General features: G+C 67.6%; 18 protein-coding genes and 2 other RNA genes. 17 read left to right on the forward strand and 3 right to left on the reverse strand.

Annotation, left to right across the window (positions count from 1 at the left end; genetic code table 11):
• The first annotated feature begins 39 nt into the window (after positions 1 to 39).
• Positions 40 to 888, forward strand: coding sequence for a 16S rRNA (cytidine(1402)-2'-O)-methyltransferase (rsmI, locus tag ACVCMG_RS13730; RefSeq protein WP_447114374.1), 849 nt, complete (start codon positions 40 to 42; stop codon positions 886 to 888).
• A 52-nt stretch (positions 889 to 940) separates the two neighbouring features.
• On the opposite strand, the gene ACVCMG_RS13735 is transcribed toward rsmI, so the two are convergent.
• Entirely contained in the window at positions 941 to 1,309 is a 369-nt protein-coding gene (locus ACVCMG_RS13735) for a hypothetical protein (RefSeq protein WP_447114375.1), read from the reverse strand.
• Positions 1,310 to 1,548: 239 nt separating this feature from the next.
• On the opposite strand from ACVCMG_RS13735, the gene rnpB (ACVCMG_RS13740) reads away from it, so the two are divergent.
• Positions 1,549 to 1,913, forward strand: an RNA gene (rnpB, locus tag ACVCMG_RS13740) — RNase P RNA component class A.
• 104 nt (positions 1,914 to 2,017) lie between these two features.
• Here the strand turns inward: rnpB (ACVCMG_RS13740) and ACVCMG_RS13745 are convergent.
• Both ACVCMG_RS13745 and ACVCMG_RS13750 read right to left on the reverse strand, forming a co-directional pair.
• Positions 2,018 to 2,380 carry a hypothetical protein gene (locus ACVCMG_RS13745; RefSeq protein ID WP_447099740.1) on the reverse strand — a complete coding sequence of 121 codons (363 nt, stop codon included), beginning with the start codon at positions 2,378 to 2,380 and terminating at the stop codon, positions 2,018 to 2,020.
• 35 nt (positions 2,381 to 2,415) lie between these two features.
• Positions 2,416 to 3,408 (reverse strand): hypothetical protein, encoded by a 993-nt coding sequence (locus ACVCMG_RS13750; protein WP_447114376.1) that lies wholly within the window; start codon positions 3,406 to 3,408, stop codon positions 2,416 to 2,418.
• Between the two features lie 334 nt (positions 3,409 to 3,742).
• Between ACVCMG_RS13750 and rnpB (ACVCMG_RS13755) the strand changes: the two genes are divergently transcribed.
• The 15 genes from rnpB (ACVCMG_RS13755) to ftsZ all read left to right on the forward strand — a co-directional run bounded on the left by rnpB (ACVCMG_RS13755) (position 3,743) and on the right by ftsZ (position 20,142).
• Positions 3,743 to 4,107: RNase P RNA component class A (gene rnpB / locus ACVCMG_RS13755), an RNA gene on the forward strand.
• 313 nt (positions 4,108 to 4,420) lie between these two features.
• Positions 4,421 to 4,867 carry a division/cell wall cluster transcriptional repressor MraZ gene (gene mraZ, locus ACVCMG_RS13760; protein WP_395120105.1) on the forward strand — a complete coding sequence of 149 codons (447 nt, stop codon included), beginning with the start codon at positions 4,421 to 4,423 and terminating at the stop codon, positions 4,865 to 4,867.
• Between the two features lie 26 nt (positions 4,868 to 4,893).
• Entirely contained in the window at positions 4,894 to 5,853 is a 960-nt protein-coding gene (gene rsmH, locus ACVCMG_RS13765; RefSeq protein ID WP_447114377.1) for a 16S rRNA (cytosine(1402)-N(4))-methyltransferase RsmH, read from the forward strand.
• 5 nt (positions 5,854 to 5,858) lie between these two features.
• Positions 5,859 to 6,119 carry a cell division protein FtsL gene (gene ftsL, locus ACVCMG_RS13770; protein WP_395121244.1) on the forward strand — a complete coding sequence of 87 codons (261 nt, stop codon included), beginning with the start codon at positions 5,859 to 5,861 and terminating at the stop codon, positions 6,117 to 6,119.
• Positions 6,119 to 7,933 carry a peptidoglycan D,D-transpeptidase FtsI family protein gene (locus ACVCMG_RS13775; RefSeq protein WP_395120103.1) on the forward strand — a complete coding sequence of 605 codons (1,815 nt, stop codon included), beginning with the start codon at positions 6,119 to 6,121 and terminating at the stop codon, positions 7,931 to 7,933. Before ftsL ends, ACVCMG_RS13775 begins: the two co-directional genes overlap by 1 nt.
• On the forward strand, positions 7,930 to 9,435 hold the full coding sequence (locus ACVCMG_RS13780) for a UDP-N-acetylmuramoyl-L-alanyl-D-glutamate--2,6-diaminopimelate ligase (RefSeq protein ID WP_447098153.1): 1,506 nt from the start codon (positions 7,930 to 7,932) through the stop codon (positions 9,433 to 9,435). Before ACVCMG_RS13775 ends, ACVCMG_RS13780 begins: the two co-directional genes overlap by 4 nt.
• A complete protein-coding gene (locus tag ACVCMG_RS13785) occupies positions 9,432 to 10,814 on the forward strand; it encodes a UDP-N-acetylmuramoyl-tripeptide--D-alanyl-D-alanine ligase (protein WP_447114378.1) in 1,383 nt (460 codons plus the stop codon). The genes ACVCMG_RS13780 and ACVCMG_RS13785 overlap by 4 nt, the downstream gene beginning before the upstream one ends.
• Positions 10,804 to 11,904, forward strand: a complete 1,101-nt coding sequence (gene mraY, locus ACVCMG_RS13790) for a phospho-N-acetylmuramoyl-pentapeptide-transferase (protein ID WP_395120100.1) — start codon at positions 10,804 to 10,806, stop codon at positions 11,902 to 11,904. Before ACVCMG_RS13785 ends, mraY begins: the two co-directional genes overlap by 11 nt.
• A 129-nt stretch (positions 11,905 to 12,033) precedes the next feature.
• A complete protein-coding gene (ftsW, locus tag ACVCMG_RS13795) occupies positions 12,034 to 13,269 on the forward strand; it encodes a putative lipid II flippase FtsW (RefSeq protein WP_447114379.1) in 1,236 nt (411 codons plus the stop codon).
• Between the two features lie 23 nt (positions 13,270 to 13,292).
• Positions 13,293 to 14,399 carry an undecaprenyldiphospho-muramoylpentapeptide beta-N-acetylglucosaminyltransferase gene (murG, locus tag ACVCMG_RS13800; RefSeq protein ID WP_395121242.1) on the forward strand — a complete coding sequence of 369 codons (1,107 nt, stop codon included), beginning with the start codon at positions 13,293 to 13,295 and terminating at the stop codon, positions 14,397 to 14,399.
• Positions 14,396 to 15,835, forward strand: coding sequence for a UDP-N-acetylmuramate--L-alanine ligase (gene murC, locus ACVCMG_RS13805; RefSeq protein WP_447114380.1), 1,440 nt, complete (start codon positions 14,396 to 14,398; stop codon positions 15,833 to 15,835). The genes murG and murC overlap by 4 nt, the downstream gene beginning before the upstream one ends.
• Complete coding sequence (locus tag ACVCMG_RS13810) at positions 15,832 to 16,866, forward strand: D-alanine--D-alanine ligase (protein WP_447114381.1); 1,035 nt, start codon at positions 15,832 to 15,834, stop codon at positions 16,864 to 16,866. Before murC ends, ACVCMG_RS13810 begins: the two co-directional genes overlap by 4 nt.
• A complete protein-coding gene (locus ACVCMG_RS13815) occupies positions 16,863 to 17,597 on the forward strand; it encodes a cell division protein FtsQ/DivIB (protein WP_395120097.1) in 735 nt (244 codons plus the stop codon). The genes ACVCMG_RS13810 and ACVCMG_RS13815 overlap by 4 nt, the downstream gene beginning before the upstream one ends.
• A gap of 10 nt (positions 17,598 to 17,607) precedes the next feature.
• On the forward strand, positions 17,608 to 18,840 hold the full coding sequence (ftsA, locus tag ACVCMG_RS13820) for a cell division protein FtsA (protein ID WP_447098155.1): 1,233 nt from the start codon (positions 17,608 to 17,610) through the stop codon (positions 18,838 to 18,840).
• 123 nt (positions 18,841 to 18,963) lie between these two features.
• Positions 18,964 to 20,142 carry a cell division protein FtsZ gene (gene ftsZ / locus ACVCMG_RS13825; RefSeq protein WP_395120095.1) on the forward strand — a complete coding sequence of 393 codons (1,179 nt, stop codon included), beginning with the start codon at positions 18,964 to 18,966 and terminating at the stop codon, positions 20,140 to 20,142.
• Positions 20,143 to 20,375 lie beyond the last annotated feature (233 nt).

The following is a 20,375-nucleotide window of genomic DNA, read 5'->3' on the forward strand; positions in this document are numbered from 1 at the left end:
GATGATAGCCGATCGTTCCGCCGGCCCATGGAGTGTCCGATGTCCCGTGTTCAACCCGGCTGCCTGTGGGTGGTGGCGACGCCGATCGGGCATCGCGACGACCTGTCCGCCCGCGCCATCGAGACGCTGCGCGCGGTGGCCTTGATCGCCGCCGAAGACACTCGCCACAGTCGCCCGCTGTTGCTCCATCACGGCATCGCCACGCCGCTGGTCGCCCTGCACGACCACAACGAGCGCGAGGTGGTCGATGCGCTGGTGGCGCGCCTGCAGGGCGGCGAATCAGTGGCGCTGATTTCCGACGCCGGCACGCCGCTGATTTCCGATCCGGGTTTCCGCCTGGTGCGCGCGGCGCGCGCGGCAGGCATCCGCTGTGCGCCGATACCGGGTGCCTGCGCGGCGATTGCCGCGCTGTCCGTCGCCGGGCTGCCCAGCGACCGCTTCGTGTTCGAGGGCTTCCTGCCGGCCAAGGCCGCCGCGCGCCGCAGCCGGCTGCGGGAACTGGCCGGCGAGCCGCGCACGATCATCTTCTATGAGTCCTCGCACCGCGTCGCCGAAAGCCTGGCCGACATGCGCGACGTGTTCGGCGCCGAGCGCGAAGCCGTGCTCGCGCGCGAACTGACCAAGATGTTCGAAACCGTGCTGGGCGAGCCGCTGGCGGAGCTGGCGGCACGTGTCGCCGCCGACCCCGATCAGCAGCGAGGCGAGCATGTGATCGTGGTCGCGGGGCGCGGTGAGGAAGCCGACGCGAAACTCGCCGAAGGCAAGCGCATCTTCGCAATCCTGCGTGAGGAGTTGCCGCCGGCGAAGGCCGCGAAGCTGGCGGCGGCGATCAGCGGGGCGCCGCGGAAGCTCTTGTATGGCGAGCGGGCAATAGGCAATGGGGAATAGGGAATCGGAAAAGCGCGGCGCGCGAGCTTTGGCTTCCCCCCGTTCCCCGTTGCTATGGTCCGAAAACCATATTCCCCAGAAGGGACCACCACACGAGCAGAAAGGCGAAGAGCGACCAACCAAGCCAGTTCAATGCGGTTTTCTCCCGGCTCGGCGTCAGCTTCCTCACTTGTTGCAAAATCAACGTGATCGTGAATATCGGGATTGCAGCGTCGCCGATAAGGCGGAAAAAACCCCTATCGAGCGGTAATCCGAACGCCGACAGCCAGTCCTCGCCGCTTTGGTGAAGTTTGTACGCAGGTACAAAGATCGATATAACGAATAGAAGAATCCCCACTGTCCACCAGAATCCGGGGCGGTGACCAATCGCTGGTTTCGCAGGCTTGGTTACATTGTTCGGCTTTTGCAATGTATTTTTCATATATATCGAAGTGCCCGGAAGACTAATGGTCTGGGTACGGAGTGTGGCATTGCCTGGGGCAAAGCCATCTGGCGGTGTCTGCCTCTCCTCTATTCATTCGGTGAGCGAGGCTCGACCGAGAACACGACAAGGCCGTCGAGGTCTTTGCGGCAAGGGGCACTCTCACCTGTCTTGCGGGCACTGTCCAGCGGGAGAGCGGATGTTCCTGCCGCCATCCCCATCAGGGTACACTCCCCCGTGGAGTCGGCCGGGCAGTCGCGTCGCGCGCAAGCGCATCGAGGAAAGTCCGGGTTCCACAGGGCAGAGTGCCAGGTAACTCCTGGGCAGCGTGAGCTGACGGCCAGTGCAACAGAGAGCAGACCGCCGATGGCCTCGCAAGAGGATCAGGCAAGGGTGAAAGGGTGCGGCAAGAGCGCACCGCGTACGGGGCCAACGCCGTACGGCACGGTAAACCCCACTCGGAGCAAGACCAAATAGGGGAACGATAACGCGGCCCGCGTTGTTCCCGGGTAGGTTGCTGGAGCCAGGCGGCGACGCCTGGCCGAGAGAAATGACTGTTGCGCCGCAAGGCGTACAGAACCCGGCTTACAGGCCGACTCCACCTCATCGCGCACCCGCCGTCGTCTCGACCCTCGGGCCGGGGCGGCGGCGCGTTCGTGTGAACGGCAGTTTCTGCGTAGTACGGAACTGCCGCTTCTCAAATGCGTTCTACAGTGATCCAAAAAGTGCAATATGCAGTGACCACCACGCTAACAAAAATAGGAAGAGCGACCAGGTCAGCCAAGTCAGGACGGTTTTCTCTCGGCTTGGCGGCAGCCTCATCACTTGCACGCGGATGAACACAACCCCGATGAGCGGGACGGCGGCGTCGCCCAAGATCTGGAGAAGGTCCCGGTCAAACGCGAATCCGAAGGCTGAAAGCCAATCTTCGCCGCTACGGCGATGACGAAACGCCGCTACGCCGTTAATGATAACTAGAGTCAAAAATCCAAGCCAGAAGACCCATCGTCGCCATGTCGTCGGCTTGCTGGCATGTTGCGGGGAAACCGGATTTTTTGTCGGATAAGCCATGCAGATTTACGACCGTGCTGTTCGTGGTAGAGAATTCAGTGGCCTGGACCCGGATAAGGGGTGTGGCATTGCTCGGTATGTTTGTGCAATGTGTGCAAGCCTACTCCCCATGTGATGAATGCGCCCAGACAACCCAGAGCTGTGGGCGGGGTCTCTGCGACTGCGCACATAGCCCCTGTGGCTACATCCATTCCGCCTTGAGACAAGTTGTCCGATACCAACTCGTCACATGCGTTTTTTCGGTCGTGTTCCCAAAGGATGCAATCAATGTCGTTGGGAGCACACCCGTCGGGGCGCGGCGGTTGAGAAGTCGGCGGAGGATCTCCGAAGGCACTGCCCCACCAGAGGTTGTACGAGCCCCAATTTGACATCCCGCCAGGACCCCAGTCTGACAAGCCTCCCGACCATTCGTTGCATGAACCAGGGATGGGGAAGCAGTCGCCACCGGTTGGAGTGGCCCACAGTGAACCGTCGTCGTCGCCAAGCCCGCCCGTATCGCGTGGTGGCGGAAAGAAAAAATTCGGACTGACGTTCCTTGTTCCGCCAATCGGCTGACGAAAGTTGGCGCTAGCGCTCGCTGGTCCTGCATGCGCCATGATCGCGTCGGACTTGGCGGCGCTGATGGACTGATACAATTGATCGTACATCTGGGCAGCCGCTTGGCTATTACCATTAGTGGCTTGCAGCAGAACCTGCTCCAGTGGGAGCGTTGTCTGGTGCCCCGTAACATCCGTTAGTGTGGCGGTGCCATTCTGGAAGTCAAACGAAGCACTTAATCCATTTTTGAGCCGAATGGCGTAGGTCTTGGATACTCTTTCGGCGTGGAAGTAGTCCAGTTCGAAGCCTGCGGACGATGACTGGGTTTGGGTAGTCGCCGCGACGACGGTACCTTGGATTCCAGTCTTGCTGTGTGCGGACGATGCCGCAAATGCCGTACTACCCAAACCGATGGACGTTATCAGCAGAGTCAGCGCAATGGCTTTCGCTTTGCCCGGAACAGGCCCGGATTTCATCTTGATAGTCCTCATCTTTGATACTCCTAATTTATCCCCTGTTCAAAAACGCTATCCCCACCCAATGCGGTGTCAAGTATCGGAATCGACCAAGCATATACAAACTTAAAATGAAGCTGGTAATGCCGGCACTACGTGTAGGCGAACGCCGATCCTGTGAGAGTTCATGGCCATCTGGCGCTATCTGTTTGTCCTCTGCTCACTCAGCGAGGGGAGCTCGATCAAGTTCCTGACAGCTCGAAAGGCTGTCGATCTAATTGCCGCGAAGGCGAACCTTCCCCACCCTGTGGGCACCCTCTCCCGGCGAGTGATGGGATGTTACTGACGCTATCGCGCTACACTTCCCCACGGAGTCGGCCGGGCAGTCGCGTCGCGCGCAAGCGCATCGAGGAAAGTCCGGGCTCCACAGGGCAGAGTGCCAGGTAACTCCTGGGCAGCGTGAGCTGACGGCCAGTGCAACAGAGAGCAGACCGCCGATGGCCTCGCAAGAGGATCAGGCAAGGGTGAAAGGGTGCGGCAAGAGCGCACCGCGTACGGGGCCAACGCCGTACGGCACGGTAAACCCCACTCGGAGCAAGACCAAATAGGGGAACGATAACGCGGCCCGCGTTGTTCCCGGGTAGGTTGCTGGAGCCAGGCGGCGACGCCTGGCCGAGAGGAATGACTGTCGCGTCGCAAGACGTACAGAACCCGGCTTACAGGCCGACTCCACCTCTTCATCAGTGCACCGACGCCGCGACTGTCCTGTCGCGGCGTCGGCTGGCGCGCCGATGAACGGCGATTCATCCCCGCGCACCGCCCCGCTGGGCCAAGAGCCGGTCACCGCGGCTAAGCGAACCCATGGCTGCCGCAAAAAAATTCCCTGCTTTCAAATACCTTGTCGGTGTTCCTGAGAATATCCTGCACATACATTCAGACTTCACCTTTACTCCTTGATTCACAAGCAATTTCGGCTTGACAGTCTCACCGGGCGAGACTATCGTGGCTTTCAGTGTGAAATCGTGGGTTTTAGTGGAGTCTGCTGACCGTGTTCCAGGGCGAAACCGCCATCACCATCGACGACAAGGGCCGCCTGGCCATCCCGACCGCGTATCGGGAGCAGGTGGCGGGCGAGTGCGCCAATCGTCTGGTGGTCACCTACAACCCGTTCGAACCGGGTTGCCTGTGGCTGTTTCCGCATGACGAGTGGGAGAAGGTGCGCGATCAGGTGAACCAACTGCCCAAGGTCAAGGCGGCCCATCGCGACATGCAGATGAAGCTGGTCGGCGCCGCCGCCGTGGTCGAGCCCGACAGTGCCGCGCGCATCCTGCTGCCGGCCAGCCAGCGGGCCACCACAGGCATCGAGAAGAAGGCGGTGCTGCTCGGCATGGGCAACAAATTCGAACTGTGGAGCGAGCAGGCGCACCTGGCCAAGATCCGCCAGAGCATCGGCGAAGACGAGATCACCAGCGAAATGGCAGAGCTGCGCCTGTAATCCACAGGCGCGGGCGTGGCGGAATCATGCGGGATGGGACGGGAGTGCGCTCGGTGCAATTGCAGCATGTCCCGGTGATGCTGGGCGAGGCGGTGGAGGGATTGTCCGTGCAGGCAGACGGGCGCTATCTGGACGGCACGTTCGGGCGCGGTGGTCATGCGCGCGCGGTGCTGTCGCGCCTGGGTCCGGCCGGCCGGCTCTTGTTGATGGATCGCGATCCGGCCGCGATCGCCGCTGCGCGGGCCGAGTTTGCCGCCGACGCACGGGTGGCGATCCGCCACGCCAACTTCTCCAGCCTGGCCGAATGGGACGAGACCGCTGCCGGGCTCGACGGCGTGCTGCTCGACCTGGGCGTCTCGTCGCCGCAACTGGACGAGGCCGCGCGCGGCTTCAGCTTCATGGCCGATGCGCCGCTGGACATGCGCATGGACACCACGCAGGGCGAGAGCGCCGCCGATTTCCTCGCTCACGCCAGCGAGCGCGAGATCGCCGACGTGCTGTGGAATTACGGCGAGGAGCGCCACAGCCGGCGCATCGCCCGCGCCATCGTGGCCGATCGCGACGCCACCCCGTTCACCCGCACCGGCCAGCTGGCCGCGCTGATCGAGCGCGTGGTGGGCCGGCGCGAGCCGGGCAAGCATCCGGCCACGCGCAGCTTCCAGGCGCTGCGCATTCGCGTGAACGGCGAGCTGGACGCCTTGCGGCAGGGTCTGGACGCCGCGCTGGAACGGCTCAAGCCGGGCGGGCGGCTGTCGGTGATCAGTTTCCACTCGCTGGAGGATCGCGCGGTGAAGCTGTTCATCCGCGACCACTCCGGACGCGTGCAGAACAGTCGTCGCGGACCGCCAGTGCAGGGGGCGCCGGCGCAGTTGGTGGCAATCGGCAAGGCGCAATTCCCGTCCGAGGCCGAGCTGGCCGCCAATCCGCGGTCACGCTCGGCGGTGCTGCGCGTGGCCGAGAAGCTGCCGCGGGAGGTCGCCGCGTGAAGCTGATCAGCACCGTGATCTGCGCACTCCTGCTGGTGGCCGCGGTGGCCAGCGCGCTGGGCGTGGTGTGGACGCGCCACGAAAGCCGCGTGCTGTTCGTGCAACTGACCCAGCTGCAGAACCAGCGCGACGACCTCAACATCGAATACGGCCGCCTGGAACTGGAGCAGGCCACCTACGCCGAGCCGCGTCGCATCGACGACGAGGCACGGCAGAAGCTGGGCATGGTCGATCCGCGCCCGCAAGACATCCGGTTGCTGCGCTGATGGACATGCGCAAACACGCCAAGCCAGCCGCACGCGGTCGCCGCCAGGCGAGCGGCCCCAGCGCGCGCCGGCGCATGTATCTGGTCGCCGGCCTGCTCGGGCTTACCGCCACCGGCCTGGTCGCGCGAGCGTTCGACCTGCAGGTGGTACGCAAGCAGTTCTACCAGCGCCAGGGCGACGCGCGCTTCCTGCGCGAGATGCCGATCCCGGTCTCGCGCGGCACCATCTTCGACCGCAATGGCGAGCCGCTGGCGGTGTCGACGCCGGTGACCTCGATCTGGGCCAATCCCTCCGAGGTGCTGGACAACGACCAGCGCATCCCGGATCTGGCGCGCGCGCTGGGCGTGAATGCGGACGAGCTGAAGAGCCGCCTGGCCCAGCGCTCGGACCGCGAGTTCGTCTATCTGCGTCGCCAGATGTCGCCCGAAGCCGCGCAGGCGGTACTGGACCTGGGCATCCCCGGCATCAACGGCCAGCGCGAGTTCAAGCGCTTCTACCCATCCGGCGGGGTCACCGCGCACGTGCTGGGTTTCACCAATATCGACGACCACGGCCAAGAGGGGCTGGAGCTGGCCTACGACGACTGGCTCTCGGGCAAGCCCGGCGCCAAGCGGGTGATCCGTGACCGCATGGGCCACGTGGTGGAAGACGTCGAGCAGGTGCGCGCACCCAAGCCGGGACGCAACCTCACCCTCAGCATCGACCGGCGCATCCAGTTCCTGGCCTACAGCGAACTGAAGAGCACCGTGGACAAGTTCCAGGCCGATTCGGCCTCGATGGTGATCCTCGACGTGCATACCGGGGAGGTGTTGGCGATGGTCAACCTGCCCACCTACAACCCCAACGCGCTCGACTCCAGCCGCGCCGGCCAGCGCCGCAACCGCGCGATGACCGACGTGCTCGAACCGGGCTCGACGATCAAGCCGATCCTGATGGCCGCGGCGCTGTCCAGCGGCAAGTTCACCCCCACCAGCCCGATCATCGACACCACCGGCGGACACTGGTTTTTCCAGGGCCACGACATCCACGACACGCACAACTACGGCCTGCTGACGCCGACCGGCGTGATCACCAAGTCCAGCAACGTGGGCGCGGCGCACATCGCGATGGATCTGGACACCACGCTGATGTACGACACCTACCGCGCCTTCGGTTTCGGCAACAGCACCAACAGCGGCTTCCCCGGCGAAGCCTCCGGCTACCTGCGCATCGGCGCCGACTGGCGGCCGCTGGAAAAGGCCATCCTCGGCTACGGCTACGGCCTCAACGTCACCGTGCTGCAGCTGGCCAACGCCTACGCCACCATCGCCGACAACGGCCTGATGCATGGCCCGAGCTTCATCAAGGACGCGGAGACGCCCTCGCGCCAGATCATCTCGCCCGAGGTGGCGCACGAGCTGATCGGGATGATGGAGACCGTGACCGGCCCCGGCAGCACCGCGCCGCAGGCGCGCATCGCCAATTACGCGGTCGCCGGCAAGACCGGCACCGCGCACAAGGCCAACGCCGGCGGCTACGACAAGCACAGCTACACCGCGGCATTCGCCGGCATCGTGCCGGCCACCAACCCGCGCCTGGTCGGCGTGGTGGTGGTCGACAACCCGAGCAAGGGCAGCTACTACGGCGGCATGGTCTCCGCGCCGGTGTTCTCGCGCGTGATGAGCGGTGCGCTGCGCCTGCTCGACGTGCCGCCGGACAACATCGGCCGCTGGTACGTCGGCGGCCCGCTGCAGGGCGCCGGCGGCCTCGCGGGCAGCAAGCCGCCGGTCGAAGCGCCGATCGACGACGCGCCGATCGACGAGGGCACGCCATGAGCACCGGCCACCTCGATCAGCTGCTGCTGGGGATCGCCGATGCGCAGCTGGCGGCAAACCCGGCGGCGGCGCGCATGGTGGTGTCCGGCATGACCCTGGACTCGCGCCAGGTGCGCCGCGGCGATGCGTTCTTCGCGCTGCGCGGCGGCCGCGCGCACGGCATCGCGTTCGCCGCCAACGCGGTGCAGCGTGGTGCCCGCGTGGTGCTGGCCGAAGCCCCGGCCGAGGATGTCGCGGCGCTCGACGTGCCGGTGCTGTGGATCGACGACCTGCATGCGCAGGTGGGCGAGATCGCCGCGCGCTTCCACGACCGGCCCAGCGAGTCGATGCGCGTGGTCGGCGTCACCGGCACCAACGGCAAGACCTCGTGCGTGCAGTTGCTGGCGCAGGCCTGGACGGCGCTCGGCCACCGCGCCGCGACCATCGGCACGCTGGGCGCCGGCGTGCATGGCCAGTTGCTCGAAGGCGAGCGCACCACGCCCGACGCGATCAGCGTGCAGGCGCTGCTGGCGCGCTTCCGCGATGCCGGCGTCAGCCACGTGGCGATGGAAGTGTCCTCGCACGCGCTGGTGCAGGGGCGCGTGGCCGGGGTGGAATTCGAGGCGGCGGCCTTCACCAATCTCACCCGCGACCACCTCGACTATCACGGCTCGATGGAAGCCTACGGCGCGGCCAAGGCCATGCTGTTCGCGATGCCGGGCCTGCGCGTGGCAGCACTCAACAGCGACGACGGCTTCGGCCGCGAACTGGCCGGCACGCTGCCCGACAACCTGCGCGTGCTGCGCTTCAGCGCGGCCGGCGAGAGCGCGGCGGATGTCGCCGCCGAAGACGTGGTGACTTCGGCCAGCGGGCTCAGCTTTCAATTGCGCACGCCGTGGGGCAGCCGCGCACTGCACAGCCACCTGCTCGGCCGCTTCAACGTCGCCAACCTGCTCGCCGTGATCGCCTGCCTCGGCGCACTGGGCGAACCGTTCGAACGCATCGTGCAGGTGGCCGGGCAGTTGCAGCCGGTCAACGGCCGGATGAACCGGCTGGGCGGATGGCACGGCCTGCCGCTGGTGGTAGTCGACTATGCGCACACGCCTGATGCGCTGGAGCAGGCGCTGACCGCCCTGCGCGCGCATTGCGCGGGCAAGCTGATCTGCGTGTTCGGTTGCGGCGGCGAACGCGACACCGGCAAGCGCCCGCTGATGGGCGCGATCGCGGCGCGGCTGGCGGACATCGCCATCGTCACCGACGACAACCCGCGTGGCGAGGACGGCGACGCGATCGTGGCGCAAATCGTGGCCGGCATGGCCGACGCAAAGGCGATGGCGGTCCAGCGCGATCGCGCGGTGGCGATTGCCGACGCGCTGGAGCTGGCCCGCGCCGGCGACGTGGTGCTGATTGCCGGCAAGGGCCACGAAACCTACCAGGACGGCGCCACCGGCAAGCATCCGTTCGACGATCTGGCAGTGGCGCGCACCGCGCTGGACCGGCTGGGCCGGGAGTCGCACGCATGATGCGGCTGGGCGCCATCGCGATGTGGCTGCACGGTCGCCTGCTCGACGGCGACGCGACGTTGGAGCAGGCCGAGATCACCGGCGTGGCGATCGACACGCGCAAGCTGCGCCCGGGCGAACTGTTCGCGGCGATCAAGGGCGAGCACGTGGACGGCCACGACTACCTGGACGAAGCGCTGGCCCGCGGCGCGGTGGCGGCGCTGGTGACGCATCCGGTCGACAGCGCGCTGCCGCAGCTGCGCGTCGACGACGTCGAGGTGGCGCTGGGCGACCTGGCCAGCGCGGTGCGCGCGCAACGCGACGTGCGCGTGGTCGGCATCACCGGTTCCAACGGCAAGACCACAGTGAAGACCCTGGTCGCCTCGATCCTGTCGCGCCATGGCCGCACGCACGTCAGCAGCGGCAACTACAACAACGAGCTGGGCCTGCCGCTGAGCCTGCTGGCAATGCCGCGCGACACCGAATACGCGGTGTTCGAGATGGGCGCGGGCAAGCCCGGCGACATCGCCTATCTCGCTGCCATCGCACGGCCAGATATCGGCCTCGTCACGCTCATCGCGCCGGCCCATCTTGAACGCATGGGCAGCATCGAGGGCGTGGCCGAAACCAAGGGCGCGCTGTACCAGGCCTTGCCGGCCGACGGCATTGCCATCATCAACGCGGACGACAGCTTTGCCAGCTTCTTCGGCGGGCTCGCCGGTGCGCGCAAGACGCTGCGTTTCGGCCTGGAGCAACCGGCCGACGTGCGCGCCGGTGCGATCGAACTGCGCGCCGACGGTTCGCGCTTCATGCTGCACACGCCGGCGGGCGAGGCCGAGGTGACCTTGCCGCTGCCCGGTCGCCACAACGTGGCCAACGCACTGGCCGCCACTGCGGTGGCGCTGGCGTTGCAGGTGCCGCTGGAAACCATCGTTGCCGGGCTGGAGCAGGTTTCCGGCGTGGCCGGTCGCCTGCGCCGCCTGGTTGCCGTCGGCGGCTGGACGGTCATCGACGACAGCTACAACGCCAACCCCGGTTCCATGGCGGCTGCCATCGACACGCTGCTGCTGGCCGGCGGCGAGCGCTGGCTGGTGCTGGGCGACATGGCCGAGCTGGGCGCGGACGCGCGTGCGCTGCATGCGGGCATCGGCGAGCGGGCGCGCGAGCGCGGCGTCGATCGCCTGTTCGCGGTCGGCCCGCTGGGCGCGGCCACGGTGGAGGCGTTCGGCGCCGGCGGCGAGCATTTTTCCGACAAGCCGGCCCTGATCGACGCGCTGCGCGCGCAGCTGCATGCGGGCGTCACCTGCCTGGTCAAGGGTTCGCGTTCGGCCGGCATGGAACAGGTGGTGGCCGCGCTCATTGCCGCGCCCGCCCACGGAGGTGCGAACGATGCTGCTTGAGCTGGCCGACTGGATGGCGCGGCATTTCACCGCCCTGCATCTGTTCCAGTACATCACCTTCCGCGCCATCATGGCTGCGCTCACCGCGCTGTCGCTGTCGCTGCTGTGCGGGCCGTGGCTGATCAACCGCCTGGCCGCGCTGAAGGCCGGCCAGGTGGTGCGCAGCGACGGTCCGCAGACGCACCTGGTCAAGGCCGGCACGCCGACCATGGGCGGCGTGATGATCCTGCTCTCGGTCACCGTGGCCACCCTGCTGTGGGCCGACGTGCACAACCGTTACGTATGGGTGGTGCTCGGCGTGCTGCTGAGCTTCGGCGCGATCGGTTTCTACGACGACTACCGCAAGCTGGTGCTGAAGGACAGCCGCGGTCTGGCCAGCCGCTGGAAATATTTCTGGCAGTCGGTGTTCGGGCTCGGCGCGGCGCTGTTCCTGTTCTACACCGCGCCGCACGCCGTGCATGGCGCCACTGTGGCGGAGACCGCGCTGTACGTGCCGCTGTTCAAGCACGTGGTGGTGCCGCTGGGGCTGTTCTTCGTGGTGATCACCTACTTCATGATCGTGGGCTTCTCCAACGCGGTGAACCTCACCGACGGGCTGGATGGGCTGGCGATCATGCCGACGGTGCTGGTCTCTGGCGCGCTGGGCGTGTTCGCCTACGTGGCCGGCAACCGGGTGTTCTCCGAGTACCTCGGCGTGCCGGCGATTCCCGGCGCGGGCGAGCTGGCGATCGTCACCGGCGCGCTGGCCGGAGCGGGGCTGGGCTTCCTGTGGTTCAACACCTATCCGGCGCAGGTGTTCATGGGCGACGTGGGCGCGCTGGCGATCGGTGCGGCACTGGGTTGCATCGCGGTGATCGTGCGTCAGGAGATCGTGCTGCTGGTGATGGGCGGCGTATTCGTGATGGAAACCGCCTCGGTGATGATCCAGGTGGCCAGCTTCAGGCTCACCGGCAAGCGGGTGTTCCGCATGGCGCCGGTGCACCACCACTTCGAACTGAAGGGCTGGCCCGAGCCGCGCGTGATCGTGCGCTTCTGGATCATCTCCGTCGTCCTCGTGCTGGTCGGTCTTGCCACGTTGAAGGTGCGCTGATGAGAGCCGGGAATAGGGAATCGGGAATAGGGAATGGGAAAGAGCGCGCAGTGCGTCGCGACCGTGCGCCCGCATGCTCTTCCCATTCCCTATTCCCTATTTCCTATTCCCTCGCAGCGGAGCAAGCAAATGTTTGACGCCGCCTCCCAGGCTCGTCGTCGCCATGGCCCGCGGGGGCATTTCGACCCGTGGCTGCTGGTTGCGCTGGTGGGGCTGGCCAGCATCGGGGTGGTGATGGTGGCGTCCAGTTCGATCGCGGTGGCGGACAGCCAGGAGCTGGGTGCGTTCTATTTCCTGCGCCGGCACCTGGTGTTCCTCGGGATCGGCATGGTCGCGGCCGGGTTGGCCATGCGCACGGAGCTGCGGCTGCTGGAGAAGTACGCGTTTCCGCTGCTGGCCCTGGCGTTCCTGCTGCTGCTGGCGGTGTTCGTGCCGCACCTGGGCATGCGCATCAACGGCGCGCGGCGCTGGCTCAACCTGCTGGTGACCACGTTCCAGCCGGTGGAGGCGGTGAAGCTGATCCTGGTGATCTACATCGCCAGCTATCTGGTACGCCACCGCGACAGCGTGGAGAACCGTTTCCTCGGCCTGATCAAGCCGATCGCCGTGGCCGGCATCATCGTGCTGCTGCTGCTGGTGCAGCCGGATTTCGGCTCGGCCACGCTGGTGATCGCGGTGACCATCGCGATGGTCTGGCTGGGCGGGGCGCGGCCGATCTTCCTGTTCCTGATGGGCTTGCCGCTGATGCCGCTGCTGTACATCGCGGCGACCGGCGAGAGCTACCGCATGAAGCGGCTGACCTCGTTCCTCGACCCATGGAAGGACCCGTTCAACGACGGCTTCCAGCTGACCCAGTCGCTGATGGCGATCGGCCGCGGCGAGTGGGACGGCGTGGGCCTGGGGTCCAGCGTGCTGAAACTCTCCTACCTGCCCGAGGCGCACACCGATTTCATCTTCGCGGTGATCGGCGAGGAGCTGGGGCTGGCCGGCGTGGTGCTGGTGATCGGCCTGTTCGCGCTGGCCGTGTGGCGCGGCCTGCAGGTGGGCCTGAAGGGTGTCGACGTGGGCCAGCGCTTCGCCGGCTACGTGGCGTTCGGCGTGTCGCTGATGCTGGCGATGCAGGCGATCGTGTCGGTGGGCGTGAACCTCGGCGCCTTGCCGACCAAGGGCCTGACCCTGCCACTGATCAGCTACGGCGGCTCCTCGATGGTGCTCACCTGTGCCATGGCCGGCGTGCTGCTGCGCGCCACCTTCGAGATCAATCGCGCGCTGGACGCCCGCCAGATGGCCACGCGCATGCCGGCAGCCGTGACCGTGGCCGACGCGAATGCCGCGGTGACGCCGCGCGAGGCGGAGGCCGCATGAACGCCGCGACGCGGGAATCGGGAATGGGCGAAGACCGGCGCGGGGCGCGGCCTGCTTTTGCCGATCCGCGACCGGTGCTCATCATGGCCGGCGGCACCGGTGGACACATCTTCCCGGGACTGGCGGTGGCCGAATGCCTGCGCGGGCAAGGTGTGCCGGTGGCGTGGCTGGGGGCGGTCGGCGGGATGGAGACGCGGGTGGTGCCGGCGCACGGGATCGAGTTGCACACGGTGGCGGTGGGCGGTTTGCGCGGAAAAGGCTGGAAGACCCGCCTGCTGGCGCCGCTGATGCTGCTGCGTGCGCTTCTTGCCTCGCTGGCGTTGCTGCGGCGGCTGCGTCCGCGCAGCGTGCTGTCGATGGGTGGCTACGTGGCCGGCCCCGGCGGTCTCGCCGCGTGGCTGCTGCGGCGGCCGCTGCTGGTGCATGAACAGAATCGCGTGGCCGGTTTCACCAACCGCAAGCTGGCCGCATTGGCGCGCCGCGTGCTGGCCGGCTTCGACGGCGTGCTGCCGCAGGCGCAGTGGGTCGGCAATCCGGTACGTGCGGTGATCGGCGCGCTGCCGCCGCCGGCGCAACGCATGGCCGATCGCCCGGGTGCGCCACGTCTGCTGGTGCTGGGCGGCAGCCTTGGGGCGCGTGCGCTGAATCTCGCGGTGCCGCAGGCGCTGGCCCGACTCGAACCCGGGCAGCGTCCCGAGGTGTTGCACCAGTGCGGCAGTCGTGGCCTCGACGAGGCACGCGCGGCGTATGCGCAGGCCGGCGTGGAAGCGCGCGTGGTGGCCTTCATCGACGACATGGCCGATGCCTACGGCTGGGCGGACCTGGCGGTCTGCCGTGCTGGCGCGCTGACCCTGGCCGAACTTTCCGCCGCCGGGCTCGGCGCCTTGCTGGTGCCGTTTCCGTACGCGGTGGACGACCACCAGACGCGCAACGCGGAGGTGCTTGCGGCGGTCGGCGCCGCCGAGATCATGCAGGAGAATGCACTGGACAACCAACAACTGGCGCAGCGGTTGGCTGCGCTGCTCGGCGATCGAACCGCCCTGCTGGCCATGGCCGAAGCGGCACGCACGCTGGCCAAGCCCGACGCGGCGCAGGTGATCGCGCGCGCCTGCACGGAGGTGGCTGCATGAGCCGGCTCTCCGCCCAGCAGGACCCGATGAGCACGTTTCGCCGGGTGCATTTCATCGGCATCGGCGGCGTGGGCATGAGCGGCATCGCCGAGGTGCTGCACAACCTGGGCTACGCGGTGTCCGGTTCCGACCGTGCCGGCTCACCCACGGTGCAGCGGCTGCAGCGGCTGGGCCTCACCGTGCACGTGGGCCACGCCGCGGAGAACGTCGCCGGCGCCGACGTGGTGGTCACCTCCAGCGCGATCAAGCCGGACAACCCGGAGCTGGCTGCTGCTCTCGCGGCGCGCATCCCGGTGATCCCGCGTGCGGAAATGCTGGGCGAGCTGATGCGTTTTCGCCGCGGCATCGCGATCGCCGGCACGCACGGCAAGACCACCACCACCAGCCTCACCGCCAGCGTCCTGGCCGAGGCCGGTTACGACCCGACCTTCGTGATCGGCGGCCAGCTCAATGCGGCCGGCGCCAACGCGCGGCTCGGCACCGGCCAGTACCTGGTGGCCGAAGCGGACGAGTCGGACGGCTCGTTCCTGCTGCTGTCGCCGGTGATCGCCGCGATCACCAACATCGACGCCGACCACCTGGAGAACTATCACGGCGACTTCGCCGAGGTGAAGAAGGCGTTCGCCGATTTCCTGCACCGGCTGCCGTTCTACGGCCTGGCGGTGCTGTGCGTGGACGACCCGGAAGTGGCCGCGCTGGCCAAGGCCACCAATCGCCGGGTGATCCGTTACGGCATCGACAGCGCGGACGCCGACGTGCGCGCGCTGAACCTGCGCCAGCAGGGTTTCGAGATGCATTTCGAACTGCAGTTGCCCGATGGCGCGGCGGCCGTGCCGGTCACGCTGAACCTGCCCGGGCGGCACAACGTGCTCAACGCGCTGGCCGCCGCCACGATCGGCTGGCAGCTCGGTGTCGAGGTGGCGGCGATCGCCGCCGCACTGAAGGGTTTCCAGGGCGTGGGCCGGCGCTTCCATCGGCGCGGCGAGCTCGCCATCGATGGCGGCCGCGTGCTGCTGGTCGACGACTACGGCCACCACCCGCGCGAGATTGCGGCGGTGTTCGCGGCGGTGCGCGGCGGCTGGCCGGAGCGGCGCCTGGTAGTGGCCTTCCAGCCGCACCGCTACAGCCGCACGCGCGACCTGCTGGACGATTTTGCCAACGTGCTGGCCGACGCCGACGTGCTGGTGCTGACCGATGTGTACCCGGCCGGCGAGGCGCCGATCGCCGGCGCCGACGGCCGCGCGCTGGCGCGTGCCGTGCGTGCGCGCGGCAAGGTCGACCCGGTGCTGGTCGAGCATCCGCGCGAGTTCCGCACCAGCCTGCCCAGCCTGCTGCACGACGGCGACCTGTTGCTGCTGCTCGGCGCCGGCGACATCGGCGCGGCGGCGGTCGAGCTGGCGAACGCCGGCCAACTCAAGACGAAGGGGGCCGCATGATGGCCGCAATCACGAATCCGGGCACCTCCCGCATCACCGATCCCGCGCAGTTCGGCCGTGTGGCGGTGGTCATGGGCGGCAGCTCGGCCGAGCGCGAGGTGTCGCTGGATTCCGGCCGCAACGTGCTGGTCGCACTGCGCGCGCGCGGCGTCGACGCGCATGCGATCGACGGTATCCCGGCCCTGCTCGACGCGCTGCGCGCGGGCCACTTCGCGCGTGTGTTCAACATCCTGCACGGCCAGCACGGCGGTGGCGAGGATGGCGTGCTGCAAGGTGCGCTGGAATCGCTGCACGTGCCGTACACCGGTTCGGGCGTGCTCGGCTCGGCGTTGTCGATGGACAAGACCCGCTCCAAGCGCGTGTGGCAATCGCTGGGCCTGTCCACGCCGACCTTCGCCGCGCTGCCGCGTGGCGCGGACGTGCTCGCCGCGGCGCGGCGGATCGGCTATCCGCTGATCGTCAAGCCCGCATGCGAAGGCTCCAGCGTCGGCGTGACCCGGGTGTTCGCCGAGCAGGACCTGGCCGCGGCGGTCGAATTGGCCGAGCGCTATCCGGGCGATCTGCTGATGGAAACCCTGATCGAGGGCGACGAACTCACCGTCGCCATTCTCGGCCGCCAGGTGCTGCCGAGCATCCATATCGTGCCCAAGGGAGCGTTCTACGACTACAACGCCAAGTACGTGGCCGAGGACACCCAGTACATCTGCCCCGGTGCCGAAGGTGCCGCGGCGGACGAACTGGCGGTGCTGTCGCTGGCTGCGTTCGACGCGCTGGGTTGCGCCGGCTGGGGCCGCGTCGACGTGATGCGCGACCGCAACGGCCGTCCCTGGCTGCTGGAGGTCAACACCGCCCCCGGCATGACCTCGCACTCGCTGGTGCCCAAGGCTGCCGCCGCCGCCGGCATCGACTACCAGGAACTGTGCTGGCGTGTGCTGGAGACGAGCTTCGCTCGGGATTCGGGTTTGGGGATTCGGGATTCCGCAAACGCCGGTTCTGCCCATGCCCGCGGCTCCGAGGGGGGCGCCCCATGAAAGGCCCCATCCGCCTCGCTGCCTGGTGCCTGGCCATCGCGCTCGTCGCGTTGCCGGTCGTCGGGCTGCTGCGCGGGTGGTTTGCCGCCGATCGCTGGCCGGTGACCCAGCTGACCGTGCAGGCGGAGTTCAAGCACGTCACTGCTGCCGAGATCCGCACGGCGGTGCTGCCGCGACTGGGCAAGGGTTTCTTCGCGCTGGATCTCGATGCGGTGCAGAAGGCTGTCGCCGCGTTGCCGTGGGTGGAGTCGGTGGAGGCGCGCAAGCGCTGGCCCGATACCTTGCAACTGCGCATCTACGAGCGCCAGCCGTTCGCGCGCTGGAATGACAGGCAGCTGATCAGCCGCCAGGGCCGCGTGTTCGACGCCCCCGGCGTAGATCAGCTGACCGCCTTGCCCGGCCTGAGTGGTCCGGATGCGCGGCTGGCCGAGGTGGTGAGCTTCTACGCCGATGTCAGCAAGGCGTTTGCCGGCACCCACCTGCGCATCAATGGCGTGGCGCTGACCGAACGCGGCAGCTGGAGTGTCACCACCGGCAGCGGCGCGCGCATCGTGATCGGCGACCGCGAGCAGGCCGGCCGCCGGCTGCATCGTTTCCTCGACGTCTACCCGCAGCTGATCGCCGGCCATGCCGACGGCTTCGTTTACGCCGATCTTCGCTACACCAACGGCTTTGCCGTGCGCTGGCCCGACGCGGCCGGCGCCCCGGCTGGAGGTTCACCCCGCTCATGACTGTCTCGCCATGAAAACGCGCAATGAAAAGCAGCTGGTCGTCGGCCTGGACATCGGCACCTCCAAGGTGGTGGCGATCGTCGGCGAGTACGAACCGGGCGAGCCGATCACCGTGATCGGCATCGGCACCCACGTTTCGCGCGGCATGAAGCGTGGCTCGGTGGTCGACATCGAATCGACCGTGCACTCGATCCAGCGCGCGGTGGAGGAGGCCGAGCTGATGGCCGGTTGCGACATCCGCTCGGTCTACGCCTCGATCTCCGGCAGCCACCTGGAAACGCGCAACTCGCACGGCAACGCGGCGATCCGCGAGCGCGAGGTCACCGCCGCTGACCTGGAACAGGTGCTGGAGGCCGCCAGCGCGGTGGCGATCCCGGCCGACCGCAAGGTGCTCTACAAGGAGTCGCAGGAATACCGCATCGACGGCCAGGACGGCATCCGCCGCCCGGTCGGCATGAGCGGCGTGCGGCTGGAGGCCAACGTGCACCTGGTCACAGGCGCTGCCGCCGCGGTGCAGAACATCTCCAAGTGCATCCAGCGCTGCGGACTCACCGTCGATGAGCTGGTTCCTTCCGCGCTGGCCAGCGCCAAGGCGGTGCTGACCGACGACGAGCGCGAGCTCGGCGTGTGCCTGGTCGACATCGGCGCGGGCACCACCGACATCGCGATCTACACCCAGGGCTCGATTCGCCACACCGCGTCGCTGCCGGTCGGCGGCGACCAGGTCACCAGCGACATCGCCTACGGCGTGCACACGCCCACCGCGCACGCGGAGGAGATCAAGATCAAGTACGCCTGCGCGCTGACCGGGCTGGCGCACGCGGAGGAAACCATCCAGGTGCCCAGCGTCGGCGACCGCCCGCCGCGCCGGCTGGCGCGGCAGTCGCTGGCGCAGAGCGTGCAGGCGCGCTACGAGGAAATCTTCGAGATGGTGCAGGACCAGTTGCGCCGCTCCGGCTACGAGAGCCTGGTCGCCGCCGGCGTGGTGCTTACCGGCGGCGCCTCGAAGATGGAAGGTGCGCTGGAGCTGGCCGAGGAGATCTTCCACAAGATGGTGCGCATCGGCCTGCCGCAGCAAGTCGAGGGTCTCGGCGAGGTGGTTTCCAGTCCGTTGCATGCCACTGGCGTAGGTCTGCTGCTGCATGGCGCGCGCGCCGGCGGCGCGCGGGTCGGCGGACCGGTGGGCAGCAGCATGGGCGGGATGGTCGACAAGCTGCGCGGCTGGCTCACGCGGAATTTCTAGCAATGCGGTTTCGGGCGGCGCAGGAGCTGCCGCCCCGGGTGGAAGGAAATCCACCCACCACCACGGGCCGACAGGAGTCGCTCCCCGCGGTTAAAACGACAACAACTCTACGGAGGACGGGAAATGTTTGAACTGATCGATAAACTTGCACCCAATGCAGTCATCAAGGTGATCGGCGTGGGCGGCGGCGGTGGCAATGCCGTGGCGCACATGCTCAACGCCAACATCGAAGGCGTCGAGTTCGTCGTCGCCAATACCGATGCCCAGGCGATGACCAACTGCGGCTCGCGCACCCACCTGCAACTCGGCGGCAACGTGACCAAGGGTCTCGGCGCCGGCGCGAATCCCGAGGTCGGCCGGCAGGCCGCGCTGGAGGATCGCGAACGGATCGAGGCGATGCTCGAAGGCGCCGACATGGTGTTCATCACCGCCGGCATGGGCGGCGGCACCGGCACCGGCGCGGCGCCGGTGGTGGCGCAGCTGGCCAAGGAGAAGGGCATCCTGACGGTCGCGGTCGTCACCAAGCCGTTCCCGTTCGAGGGCCGCCGGCGCATGCAGGTCGCCCTGAAGGGCATCGAGGACCTGTCGCAGCACGTCGACTCGCTGATCACCGTGCCGAACGAGAAGCTGCTCAGCGTGCTCGGCCGCGAGGTCACCCTGCTCAACGCGTTCAAGGCCGCCAACGACGTGCTGCAGGGCGCCGTGCAGGGCATCGCCGACCTGATCACCGCCCCTGGCCTGATCAACGTCGACTTCGCCGACGTGCGCACCGTGATGTCGGAGATGGGCCTGGCCATGATGGGCTCGGGCACCGCCCGCGGTGACGATCGCGCCCAGGCGGCGGCCGAGGCGGCGATCAAGAACCCGCTGCTGGAGGACGTCAACCTGAACGGCGCCTGCGGCATCCTGGTCAACGTCACTGCCGGTCCGAACCTCACCATGCGCGAGTTCGACGAGATCGGCCGCATCATCCACGACTTCGCCAGCGAAGACGCCACCGTGGTGATCGGCACCTCGCTGGACCCGGACATGAAGGACGACGTGCGCGTGACCGTGGTGGCCACCGGCCTCAACCGCGCCAATGCCTCGCGCAGCCAGCCGCCGATCCGCATGGTCGAAACCCAGCAGATGCAGATGCGTCCGCGCCCGGTGGTGCTGCGTACCGGCACCGGCAACGAGGTGGTGGACTATGCCCAGCCGGAGGTGCAGGGTCGGACCGAGTCCAGCGCAGCGGCCAAGCATGGCGATGCCGGCCTCGATTACCTGGACATTCCGGCATTCCTGCGCCGGCAGGCTGATTGAGGAGCATTGCGGAGCATGTCGATGCGTTGAACGATCGCCCGCCGGGTCGGTCAGTCACTCCATTGCCTCACGAATGGCTGCCTTGCGGCAGGCCGTTTGCAAGGTCCGCGATGGCGCGACGATGGCTGCGGCGACGGCGGTTGGTTGGCACCCGATGCCGTGCGCCGGGATGGGCGCGCGGGGCAGGGCCGCGGATTTGTCGCCGCGGTGCCGAAGCGATGTCCCGGGCCGGA

This window comes from Rhodanobacter sp. UC4451_H18 (genome assembly GCF_052978225.1).